General features: G+C 69.8%; 23 protein-coding genes. 12 read left to right on the top strand and 11 right to left on the bottom strand.

The window, feature by feature from the left end; translation table 11 throughout:
• Positions 1 to 7 precede the first annotated feature (7 nt).
• Complete coding sequence (locus EOW66_RS14550; RefSeq protein ID WP_128157025.1) at positions 8 to 2,779, bottom strand: [protein-PII] uridylyltransferase family protein; 2,772 nt, start codon at positions 2,777 to 2,779, stop codon at positions 8 to 10.
• A gap of 96 nt (positions 2,780 to 2,875) precedes the next feature.
• Between EOW66_RS14550 and EOW66_RS14545 the strand changes: the two genes are divergently transcribed.
• The 5 genes from EOW66_RS14545 to EOW66_RS14525 all read left to right on the top strand — a co-directional run bounded on the left by EOW66_RS14545 (position 2,876) and on the right by EOW66_RS14525 (position 7,577).
• The gene (locus EOW66_RS14545) at positions 2,876 to 3,343 is read left to right on the top strand and encodes a YbaK/EbsC family protein (RefSeq protein WP_128157024.1); all 468 of its coding nucleotides are present in this window, start codon (positions 2,876 to 2,878) and stop codon (positions 3,341 to 3,343) included.
• A gap of 123 nt (positions 3,344 to 3,466) precedes the next feature.
• Positions 3,467 to 3,931: a DUF2852 domain-containing protein gene (locus tag EOW66_RS14540; protein WP_128157023.1), complete on the top strand. Its 465-nt coding sequence runs from the start codon at positions 3,467 to 3,469 to the stop codon at positions 3,929 to 3,931.
• Between the two features lie 176 nt (positions 3,932 to 4,107).
• Positions 4,108 to 4,935 carry an arginyltransferase gene (locus EOW66_RS14535; protein ID WP_113899057.1) on the top strand — a complete coding sequence of 276 codons (828 nt, stop codon included), beginning with the start codon at positions 4,108 to 4,110 and terminating at the stop codon, positions 4,933 to 4,935.
• A 177-nt stretch (positions 4,936 to 5,112) separates the two neighbouring features.
• A complete protein-coding gene (locus EOW66_RS14530; protein WP_113899056.1) occupies positions 5,113 to 6,219 on the top strand; it encodes a TRAP transporter substrate-binding protein in 1,107 nt (368 codons plus the stop codon).
• Positions 6,220 to 6,470: 251 nt separating this feature from the next.
• Positions 6,471 to 7,577 (top strand): TRAP transporter substrate-binding protein, encoded by a 1,107-nt coding sequence (locus tag EOW66_RS14525; protein WP_128157022.1) that lies wholly within the window; start codon positions 6,471 to 6,473, stop codon positions 7,575 to 7,577.
• Positions 7,578 to 7,652: 75 nt separating this feature from the next.
• Here the strand turns inward: EOW66_RS14525 and EOW66_RS20425 are convergent, their stop codons facing one another.
• Genes EOW66_RS20425 through EOW66_RS14495 form a run of 6 tightly spaced genes read right to left on the bottom strand, consistent with a single transcriptional unit; the run spans position 7,653 to position 11,398 of the window.
• A complete protein-coding gene (locus EOW66_RS20425; protein ID WP_164881137.1) occupies positions 7,653 to 8,096 on the bottom strand; it encodes a c-type cytochrome in 444 nt (147 codons plus the stop codon).
• Positions 8,093 to 8,536 carry a c-type cytochrome gene (locus tag EOW66_RS14515; RefSeq protein ID WP_128157021.1) on the bottom strand — a complete coding sequence of 148 codons (444 nt, stop codon included), beginning with the start codon at positions 8,534 to 8,536 and terminating at the stop codon, positions 8,093 to 8,095. Before EOW66_RS14515 ends, EOW66_RS20425 begins: the two co-directional genes overlap by 4 nt.
• A complete protein-coding gene (locus tag EOW66_RS14510; RefSeq protein ID WP_128157020.1) occupies positions 8,533 to 9,075 on the bottom strand; it encodes a methylamine dehydrogenase light chain in 543 nt (180 codons plus the stop codon). The genes EOW66_RS14515 and EOW66_RS14510 overlap by 4 nt, the downstream gene beginning before the upstream one ends.
• A gap of 9 nt (positions 9,076 to 9,084) precedes the next feature.
• Positions 9,085 to 9,684 (bottom strand): thioredoxin-like domain-containing protein, encoded by a 600-nt coding sequence (locus EOW66_RS14505; protein ID WP_128157019.1) that lies wholly within the window; start codon positions 9,682 to 9,684, stop codon positions 9,085 to 9,087.
• On the bottom strand, positions 9,681 to 10,244 hold the full coding sequence (locus tag EOW66_RS14500; RefSeq protein ID WP_128157018.1) for a MauE/DoxX family redox-associated membrane protein: 564 nt from the start codon (positions 10,242 to 10,244) through the stop codon (positions 9,681 to 9,683). Before EOW66_RS14500 ends, EOW66_RS14505 begins: the two co-directional genes overlap by 4 nt.
• Positions 10,241 to 11,398, bottom strand: a complete 1,158-nt coding sequence (locus tag EOW66_RS14495) for an amine dehydrogenase large subunit (protein WP_128157017.1) — start codon at positions 11,396 to 11,398, stop codon at positions 10,241 to 10,243. The genes EOW66_RS14500 and EOW66_RS14495 overlap by 4 nt, the downstream gene beginning before the upstream one ends.
• Before the next feature lie 285 nt (positions 11,399 to 11,683).
• On the opposite strand from EOW66_RS14495, the gene EOW66_RS14490 reads away from it, so the two are divergent.
• A complete protein-coding gene (locus tag EOW66_RS14490; RefSeq protein ID WP_128157016.1) occupies positions 11,684 to 12,616 on the top strand; it encodes a helix-turn-helix domain-containing protein in 933 nt (310 codons plus the stop codon).
• Between the two features lie 10 nt (positions 12,617 to 12,626).
• Here the strand turns inward: EOW66_RS14490 and EOW66_RS14485 are convergent, their stop codons facing one another.
• Complete coding sequence (locus tag EOW66_RS14485; RefSeq protein ID WP_128157015.1) at positions 12,627 to 13,616, bottom strand: AraC family transcriptional regulator; 990 nt, start codon at positions 13,614 to 13,616, stop codon at positions 12,627 to 12,629.
• Between the two features lie 142 nt (positions 13,617 to 13,758).
• On the opposite strand from EOW66_RS14485, the gene EOW66_RS14480 reads away from it, so the two are divergent.
• From EOW66_RS14480 to EOW66_RS14455, 6 genes are all read left to right on the top strand, one after another.
• Positions 13,759 to 14,526, top strand: coding sequence for an SDR family NAD(P)-dependent oxidoreductase (locus tag EOW66_RS14480; protein WP_128157014.1), 768 nt, complete (start codon positions 13,759 to 13,761; stop codon positions 14,524 to 14,526).
• Between the two features lie 14 nt (positions 14,527 to 14,540).
• Entirely contained in the window at positions 14,541 to 15,728 is a 1,188-nt protein-coding gene (locus EOW66_RS14475; RefSeq protein ID WP_128157061.1) for an acetyl-CoA C-acyltransferase, read from the top strand.
• 75 nt (positions 15,729 to 15,803) lie between these two features.
• Positions 15,804 to 16,904 (top strand): AI-2E family transporter, encoded by a 1,101-nt coding sequence (locus EOW66_RS14470; RefSeq protein WP_128157013.1) that lies wholly within the window; start codon positions 15,804 to 15,806, stop codon positions 16,902 to 16,904.
• Between the two features lies 1 nt (position 16,905).
• Positions 16,906 to 17,583: a DnaA ATPase domain-containing protein gene (locus EOW66_RS14465; protein WP_113899043.1), complete on the top strand. Its 678-nt coding sequence runs from the start codon at positions 16,906 to 16,908 to the stop codon at positions 17,581 to 17,583.
• A 50-nt stretch (positions 17,584 to 17,633) separates the two neighbouring features.
• Complete coding sequence (locus tag EOW66_RS14460; RefSeq protein WP_128157012.1) at positions 17,634 to 19,796, top strand: RNA degradosome polyphosphate kinase; 2,163 nt, start codon at positions 17,634 to 17,636, stop codon at positions 19,794 to 19,796.
• Between the two features lie 49 nt (positions 19,797 to 19,845).
• The gene (locus EOW66_RS14455; RefSeq protein WP_128157011.1) at positions 19,846 to 21,405 is read left to right on the top strand and encodes a Ppx/GppA family phosphatase; all 1,560 of its coding nucleotides are present in this window, start codon (positions 19,846 to 19,848) and stop codon (positions 21,403 to 21,405) included.
• Here the strand turns inward: EOW66_RS14455 and EOW66_RS14450 are convergent, their stop codons facing one another.
• From EOW66_RS14450 to EOW66_RS14440, 3 genes are read right to left on the bottom strand one after another with little or no spacing between them, the layout of a single operon-like run.
• The gene (locus tag EOW66_RS14450; RefSeq protein ID WP_128157010.1) at positions 21,406 to 21,828 is read right to left on the bottom strand and encodes an AAA+ family ATPase; all 423 of its coding nucleotides are present in this window, start codon (positions 21,826 to 21,828) and stop codon (positions 21,406 to 21,408) included. It lies immediately after the preceding gene.
• Positions 21,829 to 21,845: 17 nt separating this feature from the next.
• Positions 21,846 to 22,862 (bottom strand): endonuclease/exonuclease/phosphatase family protein, encoded by a 1,017-nt coding sequence (locus tag EOW66_RS14445; RefSeq protein WP_128157009.1) that lies wholly within the window; start codon positions 22,860 to 22,862, stop codon positions 21,846 to 21,848.
• Complete coding sequence (locus EOW66_RS14440; protein ID WP_128157008.1) at positions 22,843 to 23,553, bottom strand: tellurite resistance TerB family protein; 711 nt, start codon at positions 23,551 to 23,553, stop codon at positions 22,843 to 22,845. The genes EOW66_RS14445 and EOW66_RS14440 overlap by 20 nt, the downstream gene beginning before the upstream one ends.
• Positions 23,554 to 23,753: the final 200 nt, after the last annotated feature.

The following is a 23,753-nucleotide window of genomic DNA, read 5'->3' as shown; positions in this document are numbered from 1 at the left end:
GCCGCCCTCAGGCCAGCGCGCGTTCGATGATCGCGGCGGCCTCGTCGGTGGTGCGGGCCAGCCGGGCGGCAAGTGCATCGAGGTCGGGCGCGTCCGCCTCGCGCAGCAGGAACGCCCGCCCGCCCTCGCCGATCGTCTCCATCTCGAGCGGCCGGTCAGTGAGCAGCCGCCCCCCCGCCTGCAACCGCCACAGGAAGCGATAGGCCGAGGCCAGCGCCTCGGCGTCCGCCTTGGCGATCAGCCCGGCGCGCGGGCCCGCGCGCAGCTGCGCCTCGACCCGCCGGGCCGGGTCCCCCGCGCGCAGCGCGAAACTTTGCGCCAGCAGTTCGATGTCCTGCAGCCGGCCGGGGCCGATCTTCGCCTCCCAGTCGCCATCGGGGGCCTTGGCGGCAAAGATCCGCGCCCGCATCTCGGCCAGATCCGGCACCACCCGCGCCTCGCTGCCCTTCGCGCGCAAGACGATGCGCCGCACCGCCTCGATCTCGTCGGCGAGATCCGGGTCGCCCACCAGCGCCCGCGCCCGCGTCAGCGCGAGGTGCTCCCAGGTCCAGGCCTCTTCCATCTGATAGGTCTGGAAGCTCTGCAGCGACACCGCGACCGGCCCCTGCTTGCCCGAGGGCCGCAGCCGCATGTCGACCTCATAGAGCCGCCCCTCCGGCATCGGCGCGGTCAGCGCGGTGATGAAGGCCTGCGTCAGCCGGGCGAAATAGGTGCGCGCCGGCAAGGGCTTCGGGCCTGACGAGGCCTCCTCGCCGCCCGCGTCATAGATCACGATCAGATCGAGGTCGGAGGCCGCGTTCAGCCGCTCGGCACCCAGCGAGCCCATGCCCAGCACCACCGCGCCACGACCGGGCTGCGCCCCGTGCTTGCGCGCGAATTCGGCCACCACCACCGGCCAGAGCGCGGCGACCGCAGCCCCCGCGACATCGGCATAATGCTTAGCCGCCTCGGCCGCGTCGACAAGGCCGCGCAGGTGATGCACGCCGACGCGGAAGCGCCATTCCTTCGCCCAGCGGCGCGCCGCATCAAGCGCCTTCTCGTAATCGGGCGCCGCCGCCAGCTCCGCCGCCAGCCCCGCCCGCAGCGCCTCGGCACCGGGCCACGGCGCGAAGAACGAGCCGCCGATCACCGCGTCGAGCACCCCCGCATTGCGCGACAGATGGGCCGCAAGCCCCGGCGCGGTGGCGCAGATGTCGACGATCAGGTCGATCAGCTGCGGGTTCGATTCAAAGAGCGAGAACAGCTGCACCCCGGCCGGCAGCCGCGCGAGGAAGCCGTCGAACTGGCGCAGCGCCTCCTCGGGGTTCGCGGCCCGCGTCATCCGCTTCAGGATCTCGGGCTCGATCCGGCGGAAGATCGCCTGCGCCCGGTCCGAGCGCAGCGCGGGATAGCCGCGCCAGCCCTCGACCAGCGCCTCGGAGGCGGGCGAGAGATCCGGCCGGTCCTCGCATTCCGACGGCGCGAAGAAGGCGCCGGTCAGCGTCTCGACCCGCTCGAGCCGCGCCCGCAGGCCCGCCTCCCAGGCCGCGGTGTCGATCTCGCCCATCATCCGCGCGATGCGGTCGAGCCCCTCGGCCGAGGTCGGCAACAGGTGGGTCTGGGCGTCGTTCACCATCTGCACCCGGTGCTCGACCTCGCGGTGCGCGCGGTAGATGTCGGTGAGCTCCTGCGCCACCGTCTCGGGCACCCAGCCCTGCGCGGCAAGCCGCGCCAGCCCGCCCACCGTGGTGCGCTCGCGCAGCGAGGGGTCGCGCCCGCCGGCGATCAGCTGCCGGGTCTGGGTGAAGAACTCGATCTCACGGATGCCGCCCTGGCCGAGCTTCATGTTGTGGCCGGGGATCGTCAGCGGCCCCTGCAGCCCCTTGTGCTCGCGGATCCGCAACCGCATGTCATAGGCGTCCTGGATCGCGGCGAAGTCGAGGTGCTTGCGCCAGACGAAGGGGGTCAGCGTCTCGAGGAACCGCGCGCCCGCCGCAAGGTCGCCCGCGCAGGGCCGCGCCTTGATATAGGCCGCGCGCTCCCAGGTCCGGCCCTCGGCTTCATAGTAAAGCTCCGCCGCCCCCATCGACAGGCATACCGGCGTCACCGAGGCATCGGGGCGCAGCCGCAGGTCGGTGCGGAAGACATAGCCCTCGGCGGTGTGGTCGTTCAGCAGCGCCGCCATCTTCCGCGTCGCCCGCACCAGCGCCGCGCGCGCCTCCATCCGGTCGTCGGGGTCATAGCGGATTTCGTCGAACAGGCAGATCAGGTCGATATCGGAGGAATAGTTCAGCTCCCCCGCCCCCATCTTGCCCATGGCGAGCGCCACCATCCCGGCGGCGGTGGCGACGTCGTCGGGCCCCGCGCCGGGGATCTTGCCGCGGCGGATCTCCTCGGCGACGAAATGCTTCATCGCCAGATCGACGGCACTGTCGGCGAGGCGGGTGAGGGCCCCGGTCACCGTCTCGAGCGGCCACACCCCACCGAGGTCGGCCAGCGCCGTCAACAGCGCAAGGCGCCGCTTCGCCCGGCGCAGCTCGCTGCCAAGCGCCTCGCCGGGGGTGGCGGCGACGCGGGCAAGCTCGGCCTCGAGCGCCTCTTCGGGCGCCCCCGCCAGCGCCAGCGCCAGCCAGTCGGCCTCGCGTTCCATCAGCCCGACGAGATAGGGCGAACAGCCCGCGGTGCCGGCGATCAGCGCGCGCAGCTCGGGCGCGAGCCCCGGAAAGCGTGCGGCCAGATCGGCGCCGCGGTCGGGGTCATGCGGAATGGGGCAACGGGTCAGGCGGGATGCAAAGTTCATGGCGGCAAACTAGCCTTGCGGCCGCGCCGGTCAATGCCCTTCCCTGTCACGGCCCCGGGCGCTAGACCCGGGGGAGCAAGGACGAAGGAGCGCGAAATGAGCAAGTCGCTGAAACGGGTCGAGGCAGCACTGGCCGCCGCCGGGGCCGCGGTCGAGATCCGCGAGGTGGGCCAGGCCCGCACCGCCGCCGAGGCGGCCGAGGCCGCGGGCTGCGCCGTCGACCAGATCGCGAAATCGATCATCTTCCGCGGCGAGGACAGCGGCCATGTCGTGCTGTTCCTGACCGCCGGCGGCAACCGGGTCAGCGCCGCGAAGGCCAGCGCCGTCGCCGGCCAGCCGCTCGGCAAGGCCGATGCCGATCTGATCCGCGCCGAGACCGGCTTTGCCATCGGCGGGGTCTCGCCCGTCGGCCATCTGAAACCGGTGCGGCTGTTCTGGGATCCGCGGCTGGCCGAGTTCGATCTGATCTGGGCCGCCGCCGGCACACCGCGCCACATCTTCTCGATCGCCCCGGCCGAGCTGTTGCGGATCACCGGCGCCGAGCCCGCCGACTTCACCGAATGACCGGATCGGGGGCGGGCGGCAGGATGATGTGAAAAACTTTTACATCATCCCTTGACCGGCGGCGCAGGGTCTCCCATCTTCCGGAATGTGAAAGGCATTCACATCCCCAACCCGGAGGTTCCCATGTCCGCCTACGCCTATACCGACGTTCCCGCCCGCCCGGGCTGGATCGCGCGCACGCTGAACTGGCTCGACGAGCGCGGCCCGATCTCGTGGATCGTGGTCATGATCGGCGCCTTCATCTTCGCCGGCCCCCTCGGCCTGCTCGTGCTCGGCTTCATCCTGATCACCGGCCGCTTCGGCCGCGGCTGCCGGCGCAATGCCGAGCGCTTTGCCGCCTGCGCGCCGCGGATGCATTTCCACGCCAGCCGTCCGACCGGCAACCGCGCCTTCGACGCCTACAAGGCCGACACGCTGGCCCGGCTCGAGCGCGAACAGGACGCATTCGAGGCCTTCCTTGCCCGCCTGCGTGAGGCCCGCGACAAGGCCGAGTTCGACCAGTACATGGACGAGCGCGCCCGCGCCGCCGCCGCGATGCCCGACACCGCGCCGGCCGGGACCGACGCCCCCGAGGCGCCCCGCAGCTGATCGCGAAACGCGCAACCTGCCCCTTCCTGCCGCCCCGCCTTGAAAAAGGCGGGGTTTCGCATATCTGCAATGGCATGAAAGGCTTGGCGGCGAGGATCGATCTTGCTAGCCTGCCCGCAGATTGCCAGGGACCTGATGCCCAGCCCCGCCACCTCAACCCCATCACAGCTGTCGAAATGCGCCATTCGCTTCCGCTTGCACCGCAGTTCTACGTGACCGCGCCGCAGCCCTGTCCCTATCTGGACGGGCGTTCGGAGCGCAAGCTGTTCACCGCGCTGCAGGGCGAGGGGGCGGAAAAGCTGAACAACGCGCTCTCGCGCCAGGGCTTCCGGCGCTCGCAGAATGTGCTTTACCGCCCCTCCTGCGCCGATTGCACGGCCTGCCTCTCGGCCCGTATCCGGGTGGCGGATTTCGAGCCCAGCCGCACCCAGCGCCGGGTGCTGAAGCGCAACGCACACCTGAAGCGCACCGCCACCAGCCCCTGGGCCACCGAGGAGCAGTTCGCCCTCTTCCGCCGCTATCTCGACGCGCGCCACGCCGATGGCGGCATGGCCGACATGGACATCTTCGAATTCGCCGCGATGATCGAGGAGACGCCGGTGAAGTCGCGCGTCGTCGAATACCGCGAGACCGAGGCCTCGCCCGGCTCGACCCGCGCGCTTGCTGCGGTGTGCCTGACCGACGTGCTCGATGACGGGGTGAGCATGGTCTACAGCTTCTACGACCCGGACCGGCACGAGGACAGCCTCGGCACCTTCCTGATCCTCGATCATGTCGACATCGCGCGTCGCGCCGGCCTGCCCTATGTCTATCTCGGCTACTGGGTGCCGGGCTCGCGCAAGATGGGCTACAAGGCGAATTTCGGCGCGCTCGAGATCTACAAGGGCGGCCGCTGGCAGGACATCGGCGCGCCCGAGGACCACAGCGGCGAGACCCACCCGCTCTCCGTCGACCCGATCGCCGAGCAGGTCGCCCGCATCCAGTTGCCCGACAGCCGCGGCTGACGCTGCGACTCTTGCGCGCAACAGGGGTGTTTTTGACATTTTATTGCGCGTTTTGCGAAAAATCTTAATCCCCCGCTCTGGACTCGGTCGCCCCAACCTGACAGGTTCGCGCCGCCGCACGGGGCCTCCCGGCCCTTCCGCAGCGCTGACACACCGAATTTGCACATGAGGATCCAGATGGATCGCCGTTCCTTCCTGACCAAAGCCGCGATCGGCGGCACCATCGGCGGCGCCGCGGCCGGCCTTGCTGCCCCCGCGATCGCGCAGTCGAACCCGAAGATCACCTGGCGGATGACCTCGTCCTTCCCGAAATCGCTCGACACGCTCTATGGCAACACCGAGGCGCTCGGCAAACGCATCGCCGAGGCGACCGACGGCAACTTCGAGATCCAGTCCTTCGCCGCGGGCGAGCTCGTCGGCGGTCTGCAGGCGGCCGATGCCGTGCAGTCTGGCACCGTCGAGATGGCGCATACGGTGGGCTATTACTACTGGGGCAAGGACCCGGCCTGGGCGCTCGGCTCGGCCGTTCCCTTCGGCCTGTCGGCGCGCGGCATGAATGCATGGCACTACTTCGGCGGCGGCATCGAGCTCTATAACGAGTTCCTCGCGCAGCAGGGGCTGATCGGCTTCCCGGGCGGCAACACGGGCGTCCAGATGGGCGGCTGGTTCCGCAAGGAAATCAACACGCTCGAGGATCTGAAGGGGCTGAAGATGCGGATCGGCGGCTTCGCCGGTCAGGTGATGGCGAAGCTCGGCGTGGTGCCGCAGCAGATCGCCGGCGGCGACATCTATGCCGCGCTCGAGAAGGGCACGATCGACGCCACCGAATTCGTCGGCCCCTATGACGACGAGAAGCTCGGCTTCGTGAAGGTCGCGCCCTACTACTACTACCCCGGCTGGTGGGAAGGCGGCCCGACCGTCCACTTCATGATCAACCTCGACAAGTGGAACGAGCTGCCGAAGAACTATCAGTCGCTGCTGCGCTCGGTCGCCCAGGGCGTAGATGCCAACATGCTGCAGCAGTATGACTATCTGAACCCGACGGCGCTGAAGAAGCTGATCGCCGAGGGCACGCAGCTGCGCCCGTTCTCGGCCGAGATCCTCGAGGCCTGCTTCAACACCGCCAACGAGACCTATGCCGAGCTCGAGGCCTCGAACCCCACCTTCGCGAAGATCTGGGGCTCGATCAAAGGCTTCCGCGCCGAGCATTACCTCTGGGCACAGGTGGCGGAATACAACTACGACACCTTCATGATGATCCAGCAGCGCAACGGCAAGCTCTGAGCGCTGAAAGATGCAGCATCTGCCGGCACTTGCGGCAGATGCCCGAGGAAATCCACCGCCCCGGTGCCGGCCCCTGCCGCGCCGGGGCGGCGTCTTTGGGCGGTCACGAAACTTTCTTGCGGATTTCGCGCTGCGCGCGCATCGCCAGACTGGACAGCCTCACGCGGTCAAGTAAAGTGACCACCGCAAGCCCTTCCGGAGAGGAGCCGGAAACGGACCGGAGGGCGGAACGGACACCCGGGAGGAGTTTCATGGATCGTCGTTCATTTCTGACCAAGGCCGCGGTTGGCGGCACGCTCGGTGGCGCGGCCGCCACCCTTGCCGCCCCCGCCCTCGCGCAGTCGATGCCGAAAGTGACCTGGCGGCTGACCTCGTCCTTCCCGAAATCGCTCGACACCATCTACGGCGCGGCCGAGGTGCTGTCGCAGATGCTTTCGGAAGCGACCGACGGCAATTTCCAGATCCAGGTCTTCGCCGCGGGCGAGATCGTCGGCGGGCTGCAGGCGGCCGATGCCGCCGCTGCCGGCACGGTCGAGGCCTGCCACACCGTCGCCTATTACTACTGGGGCAAGGATCCGACCTGGGCGCTGGCCGCCGACGTGCCCTTCGCGCTCAACGCGCGCGGCATGAACGCCTGGCAGTATCATGGCGGCGGCATCGACCTGTACAACGAGTTCATGGCGACGCAGGGCCTCTTCGCGCTGCCGGGCGGCAATACCGGCGCGCAGATGGGCGGCTGGTTCCGCAAGGAAATCAACACCGTCGCCGACATGAAGGGGCTGAAGATGCGCGTCGGCGGCTTCGCCGGCAAGGTGATGGAGCGCCTTGGCGTGGTGCCGCAGCAGATCGCCGGCGGCGACATCTACCCGGCGCTCGAGAAGGGCACGATCGACGGCACCGAATGGGTCGGCCCCTATGACGACGAGAAGCTCGGCTTCTACAAGGTCGCGCCCTACTACTACTATCCTGGCTGGTGGGAAGGCGGCCCGACCGTCCATTTCATGTTCAACAAGGCCGCCTACGAGGGCCTGCCGAAGGTCTATCAGTCGCTGCTGCACACGGCCTGCCAGGCGACCGACGCCGACATGCTGCAGAAATACGACTGGAAGAACCCGAAGGCGCTGAAATCGCTGATCGCGAATGGCGCGCAGCTGCGGCCGTTCTCGCAGGAGATCCTCTCGGCCTGCTTCGACGCGGCGAACGAGGTCTATGCCGAGATGGAAGCCACGAACCCGATGTTCAAGAAGATCTGGGGCTCGATCAAGGACTTCCGCGCCGAGCATTACCTCTGGGCGCAGGTGGCGGATTACAACTACGACACCTTCATGATGATCCAGCAGCGCGCCGGCAAGCTCTGAGCCTGAGCGCGAACCGAAAACGACAAAGGCCCCCGGCACTGCCCGGGGGCCTTTTGCGTTGCGGGGCGCGCCGGCTCAGGGCCAGGGGTAGCCCGCAACCGGCCAGCCCGCCTGCGTGCAGCCCGCAACCACCTCGCGGCGCAGCGCCACGACATCGGCCACCGGCACCGCGCGCAGCACCGCCACCTCCTCGGGGGTGAAGGGCGCCGCATCGGCCGCCTTCGAGGCGCCGGCATAGCTCTCCATCACATAGTTCATCACCGCCGCGATCTCGCCATCCGAGAGCGAGGAGTTCACCACGCCGGGCACATGCATCAGATAGGTGCGCCCGGTTTCCGTGCGCGCGAAAGAGCCGACATAGCCGCGGAAGTCGGGGATGCCGGCCTGTTCGCTGCCGGCGCCGTCAAGGCCATGGCAGCCGGTGCAGCGCAGCATGTAATTGGTGCGCGCCGTATAGCCCCCGGCCCCCGCCTGCCCGGCGGCAAGGCACAGGATCAGTGCCGCAAGCGTCCGTCTCACATCCCGCCTCCCCGCATCTCCATCAGCGCCTTGTGCCCGGGGGCCGCGGCGCGCGCGGCCGTGATCTCGTCCACCGTGACCTGCATCCCGGTGCCGGCGATGGTGCCGAGCACATAGCTTGCCACCGCCGCCAGTTCTGCGTCACTCAGGTCGCGCTGGCTCGGCATGACGAGGCCGTAATAGCCCACGCCCTGCGACATCAGCGTGCCCGACAGCCCCGAGATCAGCACGCCCGAGAGGAAGGCCGGCGCCCGCTCGCCCAGCCGGTCCCACAGCGGCGGATCGGCGAGCGGCGGCGCCAGCCCGGGGGTGCCGACACCGTTTGCGCCATGGCAGGCGGTGCAGACATCGGCAAAGACCGCCGCGCCGTCGGCCGCAAGCGCCGGGGTCAGGGGAGCGAGGGCCAGAACGGCCCCCGCGATCGTTGCCCGCAGGATCATTCGGCGATCCCCACCAGCACCGCGACCGTGCAGTGATAGCCCTGGCTCGCGTTCGCCATGCACCAGTTGATGTCGTTGTGCAGGCCCATGCGATAGCCGGGCCGCTCGCCCTGGTTCGCGTTGCAGAACGGAGCGTTGTCGCATTCCGCCCGGCCGCAGCAGTCGTTGTAGCTGACAAGGTAGTCCTTGCCGTCGGTCGGGTTGCGGCAGGTGCCGACCCAGCTCACCTTCGACACCTCGGAGCCCGGCGGGCATTGCGTCAGCGTGCCGCCACAGCTGTTGCACAGGTTGCCGTCGAGCGCGCAATAGCGCCAGTAGTCGCAGCTGAACTCGTCGCCATCCGCCGTCGCGGCCAGCGCCATGCCGCCCGAGCCACCGAAGGTGCGGTCGAAGGGCAGCACCGGCATCACCGCCGCACCCACGAGGCCAAGCCCGGCCCTGGCAAGGAAGCTGCGTCGCCCGGTGGTGGAGGCCACGCCGCGCACCGAGACCTCGGTCATGCGGTCCATCCAGTCGGTGATCTTGTCGAAAATGCTCATGGTCTCTCCTCAGGCGGTGATTGCGGGGCGGTCGAGCCAGGACTGGATCGAGTCGACCCCCATCTCGTGGGCGTTGAACAGGCTGTCGAGCTGCTCGCGCGAGTTGATCAGCCCCTTCGAGCGGATCGTCCCATCGGGCGCGATCAGCACCGCGAAGGGCAGACGCGAGACGCGATAGGCAAGGCCGAGCTCGGTCGAGTTGACGAAGGGGAAGGCCGCGAGATCGGCGGTGCCGATGAAGCGCGCGAGCTTCGCCTCGTCGCCGTCCGAGGCCAGCACGATGTCCAGCCAGCCGGCCTCGCCGCTGCGCGCCGATTTCAGGATCGGCAGCAGCTTCTTGCACACCGGGCACGTGGGCGAGAGGAAGAAGACAAGCGTCGCGCGCCCCTCGCGCGGGCCGATGGTGACGGGTCCGGTCGCGGTCAGCGAGGGCAGCGTGAAGCGCGGCGAGGCAGCGCCGATCTGCGGCCCCGAGTCGTTCACCAGCGCCCCCATCGGGGCGATCCGCTCGAACAGCACGCCCACCTGCCGGGCAAGCGCGAAGACGGCCACGGTCAGCGCGATCACCATCGCGAAAAGCACGGCCACGAGAAAGGTCAGGGCAGTCATTGCAGGGTTCCTTGTTCGCGCCGCACCAGATAGGCGGCGTTCGAGAGAAGCTGGTCGGCCATCAGATAGCCGGCGAAGGCGATCAGCCCCGCGGCGATGGCCGCGGCGGCTTCGGCAAGCCCGAGGGGGGCGGCGGGGGCAAGCGCGCCCGCGATCAGCAGGAGCGCCAGCACGGCGTTGCGGGCGAGCAGCGCCGGGGTCACCGGCTGCACCGCGCCACCGCAGCCGCATTCGATGTGGCGCCGGCCGCGCGCGACATTCACCGCCATCGCGATGCCATAGCCAAGCAGCAGCCCCGCCCCGAGCACCAGCCCGAAGGCGCGCGCGCCGGGGATCAGCATCGCCGCAACCACAAGCCCCTCGGCCAGCAGCAGCGCCGCCGCGGCAAGGCGCACCAGCGCCTCGGGCAGCAGCCGATAGTCCTGCACGAAGCCGGTGAAGGCGGTGAAATCCCACGCCTTGTGCAGCGCCGCCCGGGCAAAGAGGAACGCCGCAAAGGCCGCGACCGCCGCCGAGGCCAGCGCCCCGATCCCGGCCGCCTCGATCCCGGCGCCGCTCATTCGACCACCGCGAGCTGCATGGCAAAGCCCGCGAGCCCCGCCTCGCCCGCCTTGGTCAGCTTGAAGTCGTCGCCCACGGTGAACTTGAAGAGCTTGCCCTCTTCCGAGGTGCCGAAGACGAGCGGCGTCGCCCCCGGGGTGACGGCAAGCGAGGTCAGCCCCTCGGCCTCGGAGCGCGCGAGCACCTTGCCACTGGCCAGCTCGATCGCCCAGACCTCCTTCGAGGCCGCCTTGTGGCTGCCATCCTTGGCGTCCGGGTGCATCGACAGGAAGAGCACGCCCTTGGCCGGGTTCGCCCCCAGCAACTCGTAGCCGCCCGGCGCCCAGCCGCCCGCGACGCTGGCGACGAGATCGGTTTCCGACACCTTCTCGATCGCCGCGCCGCTGTCCTTCAGCCCGATCAGCTTGCCCGAATAGGTGACGAAATAAAGCATGTCACCGACCCGCGCGCCCTCGATGAAGATCGGGTCCTTTTCCGGGTCGAAGACCGGCTTGCTCACCGCCTTCTCGGCGCTCTTGCCATCGGCCGACAGCGCATAGGTGGCGAAGGTGCCGTCGCCGCAGATCGTCGAGAAGGCCGCGCCGGTCGGAGCGGCGAAGATCGCCCAGCAGCCGGGCGTCGGGATCTCCTGCGCCACCGTGCCCGCCGCCGGGTCGACGACGGTGATCGAGGAGGCCGGGGTGGCGTTCTGCACCAGCACGAACTTCCCGTCGCCGGTCTGCCGCAGCAGCGGCGTATAGCCGAGCGCCATCGCCGCCTTCGGCGGCAGCACCACCTCGGGCCCGACCTTGGCGGTGGTCACGTCATAGGAGGTCAGCACCATCTCGTTCGGACCATAGGTGATCCGCTTCGGGAAGGAGGATTGCGCGAAGGCTCTCTTGCCATCTGCCGAAATCACCATCTGGTGCATCGAGCCCGTCGGCAGCAGCGCCTTCAGCGTCAGCGTCGCCTGATCGAAGACCGCGATCGAGCCCGCGCCGATCCATTGCTGCTGCGACACGAAGACATTCGCGCCGGGGTCGATGGTCTCCTTCGCGGTCACCACCTCGGGCACGAAATCCTCGGCATGAAGCGCGGGCGCAAGGCTCAGCGCCAGCGGCAGGGCCAGCGCAAGGGGCCGCAGGCGGCGGCGGGCTTGGGGCGTTTCGGTCACGGTTTCTCTCCTTCCATGAAGGTCCCGTGATCAGGCTAGCGGCGGCCGCGCTTTCCCCGCTATCCACCCGCGCCGGGTATTTTCGCCCAATATCCGGGCGATTCGAAAACCGCTTCCGACGCGCCGAACCGGGTCCCGGTCGCGAATCGCGCAGAGGCGGCGCGGGGGCGCCCAAATTCCGGGCGGCGCCGGTTTCCGCCCCCGCGCCGGGGTGCGACATCTTTACACGGTCCGGCCACGGCCCGGCGATGGAGAGGTCCCCGTCCCCTCACCCCCGGTGCCGCCATGGAGCCGATTCCCGCCAGCCGCAGCGTGCAGACCTTCCGCGACAGCGCCGAGCAGGAGCGCGGTCTGGACGGCTGGTCACAGCGCTATGTGCAAAGCGAGCCCGGCACCTATCGCGGCGCGATCGACCGGCTTTCCCTGCCCGGGCTGACGATCTGGCGCGAGCGGCTCGAAATCGGCGTCGAGCAGAGCACGGCGCCGCCCGAGGGCAAGGTGATCTTCGTGCAGGCGCTCGCCGCTCCCGCGCCCTGGCGCTTCAACGCCGAGGCCTGCGCCGGCGGGCTCACCGGCTTCATCCGCGGCGGCGAGGAGCATCTGGCGGAACTGCCGGCCGGCACCGAGATCCTGATGGTCGAGGCCGATGCCGAGGCCTTCGCCGCCGATCAGGGCGTGCCCGCGGCGCGGATGGCGCTGGATGCGGCCTTCCTCGCGCTGCCCGAGGCCGCCGAGATGCGCGCGCTGGCCGAGTGGTTCGTGATGCTGCTCGACGCGCCCGGGGCGGTCTCGGCGCTGATCCCCGAGCTTGCCTTCTACAACCTCGGCAAGCTGTGGCAGCGCGCCCGCTTCGGTGCGGCCTTCCACGGCGCACCGGCGCGGCACGACTACCGGCTGTTTCGCCGTGCCGAGACGCTGCTGCGGCGGGGCGAGCTGGAAACCCCTTCGGTGACGGTGCTCGCGCGCGAGCTCGGCGTGCCGGTGGCCGAGTTGCGCCGCGCCTTCACCCAAAGCGTGGGCCTCGGCCCGGTCGACTGGCTGCGCCGGCAGCGCTTCGACGGCGCGCGGCGCGAGCTGCGGGCGGCGGCCGAGGACACCACCGTCACCGCGGTCGCAATGAAATGGGGCTTCGTGCATCTGGGGCGCTTTTCCACCGGCTATGCCGCGCGCTTCGGCGAGACGCCCTCGGCCACGCTGCGCGCCGCCCGCAACCGCTAGCCTGTGGCCGCTAACCTGTGGCCGCAGTGGCGCGGAAGGCGCCGGGGCTGAGCCCGGTCCATTTGCGAAAGGCACGGTGGAAGGCCGCCGGTTCGCTATAGCCCAGATCGGCCGCGATTGCGGCGACGGGGCGGGCGCTCTCGCGCAACAGCCGCTGCGCCGCGACGGCACGCACCTCGTCGCGGATCGCGGCAAAGCCCTGCCCCTCGGCGCGCAGATGGCGACGCAGCGTCGCGGGCGACAGGCCGAAGCGCGCCGCCACCTCCTCGACCCCCGGCCATTGCCCGGGCGGCGCGGCGCGCAACTCGGCCCGCAGCCGCGCCGCCAGCCCCGCATCGTGGCGATAGCGCACCAGCAGGTTCGCCGGCGCCCCGCGCAGGAACACCTTCAGCGCACGTTCCGAGCGGATCACCGGCAGCGCAAGGTAAGCCGCGTCAAAGCGCAGCCGGCTCGCCTTGCGGTCGAAATGCACCGGCGCACCGAAGAACAGCCGGTAATCGACCCGATGCGCCGGCGCCGGACAGGCGAATTCCACCTGCCGCAGCGGGATGCGCCGGCCGATCAGCCAGCAGGCAAGGCCGAGCAGGATCAGCCAATAGGTGCGATAGGCGAAGGCGCTGCGCGGCGCGGCCGAGGACAGCACCACCTCGGCCTCGGTGCCGTGCACGACAAGCCGGCCCTGCGGCTCGTCGAGCACCACGTTCAGAAACCGCAGCGCCCGGCGCAGCGCATGGCCGAGCGTGCCGGTGTGCAGCGCCGCCTGACACATCAGCGCGAAACTGCCCGGCCGCATCGGCCGCGCGCCGAGGCCGAAGAACTCGTCGCGCGCGGCCTCGGCCATGGCGAGCCAGAGCGCACCGAACTCGGCCCCGGTGATCGGATCTGCCACCACCGCGGGCAGCCCGACCTTGCGCAGCAATGGCCCCGCCTCGATCCCCTGCGCGGCAAGGCAGGCGAGCGCATCCTCGACAAAGCCGGGCGCGATCATCCGCCGTTCCATCGCCTCCGCCCCCTTTCGCGTATCATGGCATTTCCGATCACGCAATGTGATCCGCAATGTCATTGTCTGCAACCCTCGTGCCGCGCGATCCTGTCCCCGGCCCGGTGCGCTGCGGCGCCCCGGCCACGAGAGGGAGGAGACAATGCAGATCGAGGGTCGGGTGTTCCTGATCACCGGCGCGGGCTCGGGGCTCGGCGCCGCGGTGGCGCAAATGGTGGTTTCAGGCGGCGGGAGGGCCGTCCTGCTCGATGTCAACGCCGAGGCGGGGGCAGCGAGCGCAGCGGAGCTGGGCGATGCCGCGCGGTTCCAGCGCACCGACGTGACGAGCGAGGCCGAGGGGACGGCGGCTCTTGTGGCGGCACGCGACGCCTTCGGGCGGGTCGATGCGCTGGTAAACTGCGCCGGCATCGCCCCGGGCGAGAAGATCCTCGGCCGCGAGGGCCCGCATGCGCTGGAAAGTTTCGAGCGCGCGATCCGGGTGAACCTGATCGGCACCTTCAACATGATGCGTCTGGCTGCCGCCGCGATGGCCGGCAACCCCGCGGGCGAGGATGGCGAGCGCGGGGTGATCGTCAACACCGCCTCGATCGCGGCCTTCGACGGGCAGATCGGCCAGGCCGCCTATGCCGCCTCGAAGGGTGGCGTCGCGGCGCTGACCCTGCCCGCGGCGCGCGAGCTGGCCCGCAGCGGCATCCGTGTCGTCACCATCGCGCCGGGCATCTTCCGCACGCCGATGATGGCCGGGCTGCCCGAGGAGGTGCAGGCGAGCCTTGGCGCCTCGGTGCCCTTCCCGGCCCGGCTTGGCCTGCCCGCGGAATATGCGGCACTGGTGCGCCACATCTGCGAGAACCGGATGCTGAACGGCGAGGTGATTCGCCTCGACGGCGCGCTGCGGATGGCGCCGAAATGAGCGGCGCCGCAGGGATGGAGCGCGATCCGATCGTGATCGTCGGTGCGGCGCGCACGCCGATGGGCGGGTTCCAGGGCGACCTGTCGGGCGCCACCGCCGCCGAGCTGGGCGCAGCGGCGATTGCCGCGGCGCTGGCCGGCGCGGGGCTTGCCCCGGAGGCGGTCGAGGAGGTGGTGATGGGCTGCGTCCTGCCCGCGGGCCAGGGCCAGGCTCCGGCGCGGCAGGCGGCACTCACCGCCGGGCTGCCGCTCGGCGCCGGCGCGACCACAGTGAACAAGATGTGCGGCTCGGGGATGAAGGCCGCGATGCTGGCCCATGACCAGATCGTCGCCGGCGGGGCGGAGATCGTCGTCGCGGGCGGCATGGAGAGCATGTCGAACGCCCCCTATCTGCTGCCGCAGGCGCGCGGCGGGCTGCGCATGGGCCATGGCGCGGTCCTTGACCACATGTTCCTCGACGGGCTCGAGGATGCCTATGACCGCGGCCGCCTGATGGGCACCTTCGCCGAGGAGTGCGCCGAGGCCTATCAGTTCAGCCGCGAGGCGCAGGACGCCTTCGCGCTCGCCTCGCTGGCCCGTGCGCAGGCGGCGATCCGCGAGGGCCGCTTCGCGGGCGAGATCGCCCCGGTCACGGTGAAACAGGGCCGGACCGAGGCGCGGATCGACACCGACGAACAGCCCGGCAAGGCCCGGCCCGACAAGATCGCCGGGCTGAAGCCCGCCTTCCGCCCGGGCGGCACGGTCACCGCGGCGAACAGCTCGTCGATTTCCGACGGGGCGGCGGCGCTGCTGCTGATGCGCGCCTCCGAGGCGGAGCGGCGCGGTCTGCGCCCGCGCGCGCGCATCGTCGGCCACATCACCCATGCCGACCGGCCGAACCTGTTCCCGACCGCGCCGATCGGCGCGATGCGCAAGCTCGCGCAGAAGACCGGCTGGGATCTGCGCGATGTCGACCTCTTCGAGGTGAACGAGGCCTTCGCCGTCGTTGCCATGGCGGCGATGCGCGATCTCGACCTGCCGCATGACAAGGTCAACGTGCATGGCGGGGCCTGCGCGCTCGGCCATCCGATCGGCGCCTCGGGGGCGCGGGTGCTGGTGACGCTGCTTGCGGCGCTTGAAACCCACGGCCTTGCCCGCGGCGTCGCCTCTCTGTGCATCGGCGGCGGCGAGGCCACGGCGATGGCGATCGAGCGCCTGTCCTGACGCCGCAGCGCGGCACGGGCTTGAAAATCCGCGCCGGAACGGCAATCTGAGAGGGACTGCCCGACCGGAGGAGCCATGACCTTGCCCGCACGCGCGCAACTGACGTACTGGGGCATCGCCGCGGTGATCTTCTTCGCCGCGCTGTGGTGGCTTGGCGCGGTGATCCTGCCCTTTCTGGTGGGCGGCGCGATCGCCTATTTCCTTGACCCGCTCGCCGACCGGCTCGAGCGGATGGGCCTGTCGCGGGCGCTTGCCACCGCCACCATCGCCCTCGTTGCCACCCTCGTCTTCGTGGTGATCGGCCTTGCCGTCATCCCGATGCTGGTGCGCCAGCTCAGCCAGCTCGTCGCCACCGCGCCCGAGATGGCGCTGCACCTGCAGGAATTTCTCACCGCCCGCTTCCCGTCGATGATGGAACCCGGTTCGGTGGTGAACGAGACGCTCTTGTCGCTCGGCGAGGCGGTGAAGGCGCGCGGCGGCGAGCTCGCACAAACCGTGCTCAGCTCGGCGATGAGCGTGGTGAACTTCGTCGTCTTCATCGTCGTCGTGCCGGTCGTCGCCTTCTACATGCTGCTCGACTGGGACCGGATGGTGGCCAAGGTGGACGGCTGGCTGCCGCGCGACCATGCCCCGCAGGTCCGCGCCATCGCGCGGCAGATCGACAAGGTGCTGTCGGGCTTCGTGCGCGGGCAGGTCTCGGTCTGTGTGATCCTCGGCAGCTTCTATGCCATCGCGCTGATGCTTGCGGGGCTGAACTTCGGCCTGATCGCCGGGGCGATCGCCGGCGGGCTGACCTTCATTCCCTATGTCGGCGCGGTGATCGGTGGCGTGCTGTCGATCGGGCTGGCGCTTTACCAGTTCTGGGGCGACTGGATGTCGATCGGCATCATCGCCGGGATCTTCGTCGCCGGCCAGTTCCTCGAAGGCAACGTGATCACCCCGCGCCTCGTCGGCTCGTCAGTCGGGCTGCACCCGCTGTGGCTGATCTTCGCGCTCTCTGCCTTCGGCACGCTCTTCGGCTTTGTCGGCATGCTGGTCGCGGTGCCGGTCGCCGCGGTGATCGGGGTGCTTGCCCGTTTCGCGCTTGATCGGTATCTGGAGGGCCGGCTCTACCGGGGGCTCGAGGCGCTGCAAGACCAGCCCGCGACCCTCGCCGACGAAACGGAAGGCGCCTGAGATGATCCGCCAGTTGATCCTCGACCTGCCCGTGCGCTCTGCACGGGGCCGCGACGATTTCTTCGTCGCCCCCGCGAACGCGCTCGCGCTCGCGACGCTTGATGCGCCCGAGGCCTGGCCCTCGGGGCGGATGCTGCTGATCGGGCCCGAGGGCGCGGGCAAGTCGCATCTCGCCGCGATCTGGGCCGAGGCGCAGGGCGGCGCGCCGATCGTCGCCGCCGCCAGCCTGACCGACGAGGCCGCCCCTGCCCTCGTCCGCGCCGGCGCCTGCGTCGTCGAGGATGCGCAGCGCGTGGCGGCGAGCCCCGTCGCACAGGCCGCGCTCTTTCACCTGCACAACCTGATGCAGGCCGAGGGCGGGCGGCTGCTGCTGACCGCCGCGGCCCCGCCGCGCGACTGGGGCCTGACGCTCGCCGACCTTGCCAGCCGGATGGAGGCCACCGCCTCGGTGCGGATCACGCCGCCCGATGACGCGCTTTTGTCCGCGGTGCTGGTCAAGCTGTTCGCCGACCGCCAGACCAAGGTGCCGCACAGTCTGATCCCCTGGCTCGTGACCCGCATGGACCGCTCGCTCGGCACCGCGCGCAGGCTTGTCGCCGCGCTCGATGCCCGCGCCGTTGCCGAGGGCCGGCCGGTCACCCGCACGCTCGCCGCCGAGGTTCTGGACAGTCTCGGCTGAGACGCGCAAACTGTCACCAAGCCATTACATTTCAGATCCATAAGCGCTCCATGACCCAGGCAGATTTCCTCAAGACCCCGTTCCCCGCCGCCGTCGAGCTTCCGCCCGCGGAGGTCACCGGCCCGCGCCGCTTCTTCAACCGGGAGCTGAGCTGGCTCGCCTTCAACTGGCGTGTGCTCGAAGAGGCCACGAACCCGCGGGTGCCGCTGCTCGAACGGCTGCGCTTCCTGTCGATCTCGGCCACCAATCTCGACGAGTTCTACACCGTGCGCGTCGCCGGGCTGATGGAACTGGTGCGCGAGGGCAATGTCATCCCCTCGGACGACGGGCTGACGCCGTCCGAGCAGCTGACGCTGATCAACGCCGACGCGCGGCGCCTGATGGAGACGCAGCAGACCACCTGGAACGCGCTGCGCCGGGGCATGGAGGCCGCCGGCATCCACATCCTGACCCGCGGCAAGCTGACCAAGGAGGACCGCGACGTCCTGGCCGAGCATTTCCTCGCCAAGGTCTTCCCGGTGCTCTCGCCGCTTGCCATCGACCCGGCGCACCCCTTCCCCTTCATCCCGAACACCGGCTTCTGCCTGGCGCTGGAACTCGAGCGGCAGACCGACAAGCGCCGGCTGCAGGCGCTGTTGCCGATCCCGCAGCAGATCGACCGCTTCGTGCGGCTGCCGGGCGCGGCGCGCTTCCTGCCGCTCGAAGAATTGCTGATGCTGCATCTCGGCTCGCTCTTCCCGGGCTATACCGACACCGGCTCCTGCGCCTTCCGCGTGCTGCGCGACAGCGACCTCGAGGTCGAGGACGAGGCCGAAGACCTGGTGCGCGAATTCGAGACCGCGCTGAAGCGGCGTCGCCGCGGCCAGGTGATCCGGCTGAAGATCACCTCGGGCGCGCCGGAAAGCCTGCGCTCGCTGATCATGGACGAGCTGCACGTCGACCGCGACGAGGTGGTCGAGGTCAAGGGTCTGCTGGGCGTCGCCGACCTGAAGGAACTGGTGCTGTCGTCGCGCCCCGACCTGCTCTGGCCGCCCTTCACCCCGCGCGTGCCCGAACGGGTGCAGGATCACGACGGCGACATGTTCGCCGCGATCCGGCAGAAGGACATGCTGCTGCACCACCCCTACGAGACCTTCGACATGGTCATCCGCTTCCTGCAGCAGGCAGCGAACGACCCGAACGTGCTCGCCATCAAGCAGACGCTCTATCGCACCTCGAAGGACAGTCCGATCGTCGACGCGCTGTGCGAGGCGGCCGAGAACGGCAAATCGGTGATGGCGCTCGTGGAGCTGAAGGCACGCTTCGACGAGGCTGCGAACATCCGCCAGTCGCGCCGGCTCGAACGCGCGGGGGCGCATGTCGTCTATGGCTTCATGCATCTGAAGACGCATGCGAAGATCTCGACCGTGGTGCGGCGCGAGGGCGATGCGCTCGTCACCTACACCCATTTCGGCACCGGCAACTACCACCCGATCACCGCGAAGATCTACACCGACCTGAGCCTCTTCACCTGCGATCCGGCGCTTGGCCGCGATGCGACGAAGGTGTTCAACTACCTCTCGGGCTACGTCCAGCCCGAGGGGCTCGAGAATCTGGCGATCTCGCCGATTTCGCTCAAGCCGCGGCTGCTCGAACTGATCCGCGCCGAGGGCGAGCATGCGAAGGCGGGCCGCCCGGCCGAGATCTGGGCGAAGATGAACAGCGTGATCGACCCCGAGGTGATCGACGCGCTCTATGCCGCAAGTGCCGCCGGGGTGAAGATCTCGCTCGTCATCCGCGGCATCTGCGGCCTGCGGCCGGGGATCAAGGGGCTGAGCGAGAACATCCGGGTGAAGTCGATCGTCGGGCGCTTCCTCGAGCATTCGCGCATCGTCTGCTTCGGCAACGGCCACGGCCTGCCCTCGAAGAAGGCGCGGGTGTTCCTCAGCTCGGCCGACTGGATGGGGCGCAACCTCAACCGCCGCGTGGAAACGCTGGTCGAGGCGAAGAACGACACGGTGAAGGCGCAGATCCTCAGCCAGATCATGGCGGCGAACATGGCCGACGAGGCCCAAAGCTGGATCCTGCAGCCCGACGGCCGCTTCATCCGCCACCTGCCCGAGGGTCAGGACCTGTTCTCCTGCCACCGCTTCTTCATGGAGAACCCCTCGCTCTCCGGCCGCGGATCGGCAGGGGCAAAGGACGTGCCCGAGCTTGCCCACAGCACCGACTAGGCGCTAGTTTGGACCGGCGCGCACAGGCGCTTTCACGGCAGGACGAAAGATGATCGGAAAGACCGAAGCCCCGCGCCAGGCACTGGCCGACGACTGGGATGCATTCGGCAAGCCGTTGTTCGACGACCCCTCCGCCCGCGCGCTCAGCCGCGTCGGCGTCGTGGATGTCGGTTCGAACTCGGTTCGGATGGTGGTGTTCGACGGCGCGGCGCGCAGCCCGGCGTATTTCTACAACGAGAAGGTGATGGCGGGCCTCGGCCAGGGGCTGGCCGAAACCGGCCGGCTGAACCCGCAGGGCCGCGAACGCGCCTTTGCCGCGCTCAAGCGCTTTGCGCTGCTGGCGAAGGGCATGGACATCGGCCCGCTGACCTGCGTCGCCACTGCCGCGGTGCGCGATGCCGAGGACGGGCCCGAGTTCCAGCGCCTTGTCGAGAAGGAGACGGGGCTGCACCTGCATGTCATCGACGGCGCCGAGGAGGCGCGGCTGTCGGCGCAGGGCGTGCTTCTGGGCTGGCCCGAGGCGCAGGGGCTGATCTGCGACATCGGCGGCAACTCGATGGAGCTTGCCGAAGTGGGCGAGGGCCGGGTCGGCCGTCGCGCCACCTCGCAGCTCGGCCCGTTCCGGCTGCAGCAGGTGAAGGGCGGCCGCAAGGAGTTGATCGCCCATATCCGCGCCGCCGTCGCCGAGCTCGCGCAGGCCGTGGGCACTGACCACGACCGGATCTATCTCGTCGGCGGCTCGTGGCGCGCCATTGCGCGCCTCGACATGGAACGGCGCAACTATCCGCTTCTGGTGCTGCACGAATACCGGATGGAGCCCGAAAGCCTGCTGAAGACGCTCGACTGGATCGAGAAGAGCGACCTTGCGATGCTGCGCGCCCGCACCGGCACCTCGCAGGCCCGCATGGAGCTCGTGCCGCTGGCCGCCCTCGTGCTGCGCGAGCTGATCGAGACCTTCCGCCCGAAGGAGATCGACACCTCCTCCTACGGCATCCGCGAGGGGCTGCTGTATGAGCAGATGCCCGAACGGCTGCGCAAGCGCGACCCGCTGGTCGAGGCCTGCCGCTTCTCGGAGAAGGTGATGGCGCGGATGCCGGGCTTCGGCAAGAAGCTGCACAGCTTCATCGCGCCGCTCTTCGGCGAGGTGCCGCCCGAGGTCTTCCGCCTGCACCGCGCCGCCTGCCTGCTGCACGACACCACCTGGCGCACCCATCCCGACTATCGCGCCGAGGCCTGTTTCGACAATGTCACCCGCGCCAACCTTGCCGCGCTGAGCCACCCCGAGCGCGTCTTCGTCGGGCTTGCGCTGCTGCACCGCTACAAGAATTCGCGCGCCGGCTCCCGCTTCGAGCCGCTCTTCGCGCTGCTCACCCCCGAGCAGATCCAGGAGGCCGAGGTGCTGGGCAAGGCGATGCGCTTCGCCGCGATGTTCACCATCGAGGACCCGGCCGATGTCGGCGCGCTCGATTACAAAGCGAAGAAGAACGTGCTCGAGCTGAAGCTGACGAAGCGCGGCGCGGGGCTTTTCGGCGAGGTCGTCGAGGCGCGCTTCGGCGCGCTTGCCGCGGCGCTGAAGGCGACGCCCGTGGTGCTGCGCCCGGAAGGCTGATCAGAGCTCGATCTGCGGCGCTGCGGGTGCCGCAGGCGCCGCGCTGTCCGGCGCCGTGTCCTTGCCCTCGGGCAAGGGCGGGGGCGGCGGCGCACCGGCCTTGCGGCGGATCACGATGTCGCCGTTCGGCAGCCGCTCGGGCGGCTCGTAATTCTGCACGTCGTCGACCAGCGCCAGCAACCGCTCGAGCTCGGGGCCAAGCCTGCGCGCCGCCTCCTCGATCCCCGCCGTCATCTCGTCGACCTGCGGCCCGATCTCCTCGATCAGCCCGCGCAGGAACAGCCGCGCGCCCTGCTCGATCAGCCCGGGCGCCTCGTCTTTTGCCGCCGGAGGTGCGACCTCGGGCCCGGCCGGCGCGTCCTCGGCCAGCGCCGGGGTCAGGGTCAGGCTGCCCAGAAGGGCGATGAGAGCAATCCGGTTCATGCCCCCGATATGGGGGCTCAGATCGGAATGTCCACCGTCACCGGGAAATGGTCCGAGGCCTGCAGCAAGGCTTCGCGCAGCTCGGGGGTGCGATAGCACACCGGGTCGTCGAACGGGTGCCAGATCCGCCAGGCCGGATCGTCGGCGCACAGATCGGGCGACAGCAGCACATAGTCGAGCATCGCCGAGAAATACTGGTGCGCCTCGGGCAGCCAGAACCGCGCCGAGGCGGGCTGGGCGGCGAGCGAATGGCCCCCATGGCGCAGCCGCGCATGCGGGTCGCGCATCCGCCGCTCGGGCGGGCTGCCCTCGCCGACCGCGATCTCGAGCCCAGAGCGGCCGAACAGCTGCTCGTATTCGTCAAGCCCCGGCCCGTCGTTGAAATCACCAAGCACGATCAGGCTGTCGCCCGCATCGAGATGCGCGTCGATGCGCCGGCGCAGCCAGATGCACTGGGCAAGCTGCTTGCGCCGGTTCTCGATCGCGATCCGCACCTCGGACGTCGCGTCGATCTCGCCATGCGGCGCCTTCGACTTGATATGCACCCCGATCAGCCGCACCGTCTTGCCCGCCCTGGTGGTCAGCGCCACCTCGAGCGGCGGCTTCGAGAAGGTCACGGTGTCGAGCGTGTCGTCAATGTCGAGGTCGATCTTCAGGCTGCGGTCGAAGCGCGGACACTCCTCGGTGCCCTCCTGCGGGTCGAAGACGGCACTCACCGCGTCGGGGTCGTAAAGCAGCGCGATCTGCTGCTGCGTCTCGTTCGAGAAGCCGATCAACGCGCGGCGCTGGCGCAGGCCGAAATAGGCCGCGAAGCTTTCCAGCATCGGCACCGTCTTGCGCCGGGAATTGTCGTCGGGCGCCTCGACGATCAGCACCGCATCGGCATTGACCGCGGTGAAGACGATGCCAAGCGCGCCAAGCTGCTGCGCCCGCGTCACGTTGTAGCGCGCCGACCACTGGTCGTCGTCGAGCAGCCGGCCGCGACGATCGAAGAGATTGGTGAACCATTCGACGTTATAGGTGGCGATCCGCATTCTCGCCTCTTGCCTGCAAGTCTTCCCAGGCACGATTCAGCGCCACCACCCGCGCCTCGGCCAGCCGCACCGCTTCCTCGGGCAGGCCGCGCGCAATGGCACGGTCGGGGTGGGCCTCGCGCACCAGCGCCTTCCAGCGCGCCCGCACCTCGGGCAGCGGCGTGCCCGGCGGCAGTTCCAGCACCGCCCAGGGATCGGGCTCGGCATCGGGCACGAACGCCGCCCGCAGCGCGGCAAAGCAGCACTCCTCGAGCCCGAAGATCCGCGCCACCTCCTGCAAGAAGGCGTCCTCGCCCTCGTGATAGCTGCCGTCGGCCATGGCGATCGCGAACAGCCCCTCGAGCAGGTCCTTCAGCACCGGGTTGCCCGGCCCGAACATCGCCGCGATCTTGCGCGCATAGGCGTCGAAGCCCGCGACATCGGTGCGCGCCATATCGAAGACCCGCGCCGCGTTCGCCTCCTCGCCCGGCGGGATCTGGAAGATCCGCCGGAACGCAGCGACCTCGTCGCGCGTCACCTGCCCGTCAGCCTTCGCCATCTTCGCGCCCAGTGCGATCACCGCGATGGTGAAGGCGACCGTGCGCTCGGGCGGGCTGCGCAGCGGGTCGAAGACCGCCGACAACCCCTCGCCCCGCGCCAGGGCGCCCACCGCCGCTGCGATGCGGCCCCAGAGGGAAAGCGGCTTGTCCATGGCCCGATCCTACCCGTTCCGCCGCGCCAATGCACCCGCTCCGCGCCCCCGCCGCCCGGAAACCGGTCGCGGCCCGCCGGGCGTGCGGCGGTGCCGGGCCGGCACGGGGCAACGGGACCGGGGCAGATCCCCGCGGCTCCTGTCCGGCGCGACACTGCCTGTTGCCTCCGGACTGTGCAATCCCGCTTTTTCCCCCACCC

The sequence above is a fragment of the Paenirhodobacter huangdaonensis genome (genome assembly GCF_004022465.1).
Taxonomy (GTDB): Bacteria; Pseudomonadota; Alphaproteobacteria; order Rhodobacterales; family Rhodobacteraceae; genus Rhodobacter; species Rhodobacter huangdaonensis.
The sequence above is the reverse complement of the archived record's forward strand: the minus strand, read 5'-3'. Positions and strand labels throughout refer to the sequence as shown.

Coding starts and splice junctions, on each gene's coding strand:
- EOW66_RS14470 (WP_128157013.1), top strand. CDS start 15,804: ATGACCTTGCCCGCACGCGCGCAACTGACGTACTGGGGCATCGCCGCG.
- EOW66_RS14530 (WP_113899056.1), top strand. CDS start 5,113: ATGGATCGCCGTTCCTTCCTGACCAAAGCCGCGATCGGCGGCACCATC.
- EOW66_RS14525 (WP_128157022.1), top strand. CDS start 6,471: ATGGATCGTCGTTCATTTCTGACCAAGGCCGCGGTTGGCGGCACGCTC.
- EOW66_RS14510 (WP_128157020.1), bottom strand. CDS start 9,075: ATGAGCATTTTCGACAAGATCACCGACTGGATGGACCGCATGACCGAG.
- EOW66_RS14535 (WP_113899057.1), top strand. CDS start 4,108: ATGCGCCATTCGCTTCCGCTTGCACCGCAGTTCTACGTGACCGCGCCG.
- EOW66_RS14440 (WP_128157008.1), bottom strand. CDS start 23,553: ATGGACAAGCCGCTTTCCCTCTGGGGCCGCATCGCAGCGGCGGTGGGC.
- EOW66_RS14485 (WP_128157015.1), bottom strand. CDS start 13,616: ATGGAACGGCGGATGATCGCGCCCGGCTTTGTCGAGGATGCGCTCGCC.
- EOW66_RS14465 (WP_113899043.1), top strand. CDS start 16,906: ATGATCCGCCAGTTGATCCTCGACCTGCCCGTGCGCTCTGCACGGGGC.
- EOW66_RS14475 (WP_128157061.1), top strand. CDS start 14,541: ATGGAGCGCGATCCGATCGTGATCGTCGGTGCGGCGCGCACGCCGATG.
- EOW66_RS14545 (WP_128157024.1), top strand. CDS start 2,876: ATGAGCAAGTCGCTGAAACGGGTCGAGGCAGCACTGGCCGCCGCCGGG.
- EOW66_RS14455 (WP_128157011.1), top strand. CDS start 19,846: ATGATCGGAAAGACCGAAGCCCCGCGCCAGGCACTGGCCGACGACTGG.
- EOW66_RS14490 (WP_128157016.1), top strand. CDS start 11,684: ATGGAGCCGATTCCCGCCAGCCGCAGCGTGCAGACCTTCCGCGACAGC.
- EOW66_RS14460 (WP_128157012.1), top strand. CDS start 17,634: ATGACCCAGGCAGATTTCCTCAAGACCCCGTTCCCCGCCGCCGTCGAG.
- EOW66_RS14500 (WP_128157018.1), bottom strand. CDS start 10,244: ATGAGCGGCGCCGGGATCGAGGCGGCCGGGATCGGGGCGCTGGCCTCG.
- EOW66_RS14540 (WP_128157023.1), top strand. CDS start 3,467: ATGTCCGCCTACGCCTATACCGACGTTCCCGCCCGCCCGGGCTGGATC.
- EOW66_RS14450 (WP_128157010.1), bottom strand. CDS start 21,828: ATGAACCGGATTGCTCTCATCGCCCTTCTGGGCAGCCTGACCCTGACC.
- EOW66_RS14550 (WP_128157025.1), bottom strand. CDS start 2,779: ATGAACTTTGCATCCCGCCTGACCCGTTGCCCCATTCCGCATGACCCC.
- EOW66_RS14515 (WP_128157021.1), bottom strand. CDS start 8,536: ATGATCCTGCGGGCAACGATCGCGGGGGCCGTTCTGGCCCTCGCTCCC.
- EOW66_RS14480 (WP_128157014.1), top strand. CDS start 13,759: ATGCAGATCGAGGGTCGGGTGTTCCTGATCACCGGCGCGGGCTCGGGG.
- EOW66_RS14505 (WP_128157019.1), bottom strand. CDS start 9,684: ATGACTGCCCTGACCTTTCTCGTGGCCGTGCTTTTCGCGATGGTGATC.
- EOW66_RS14445 (WP_128157009.1), bottom strand. CDS start 22,862: ATGCGGATCGCCACCTATAACGTCGAATGGTTCACCAATCTCTTCGAT.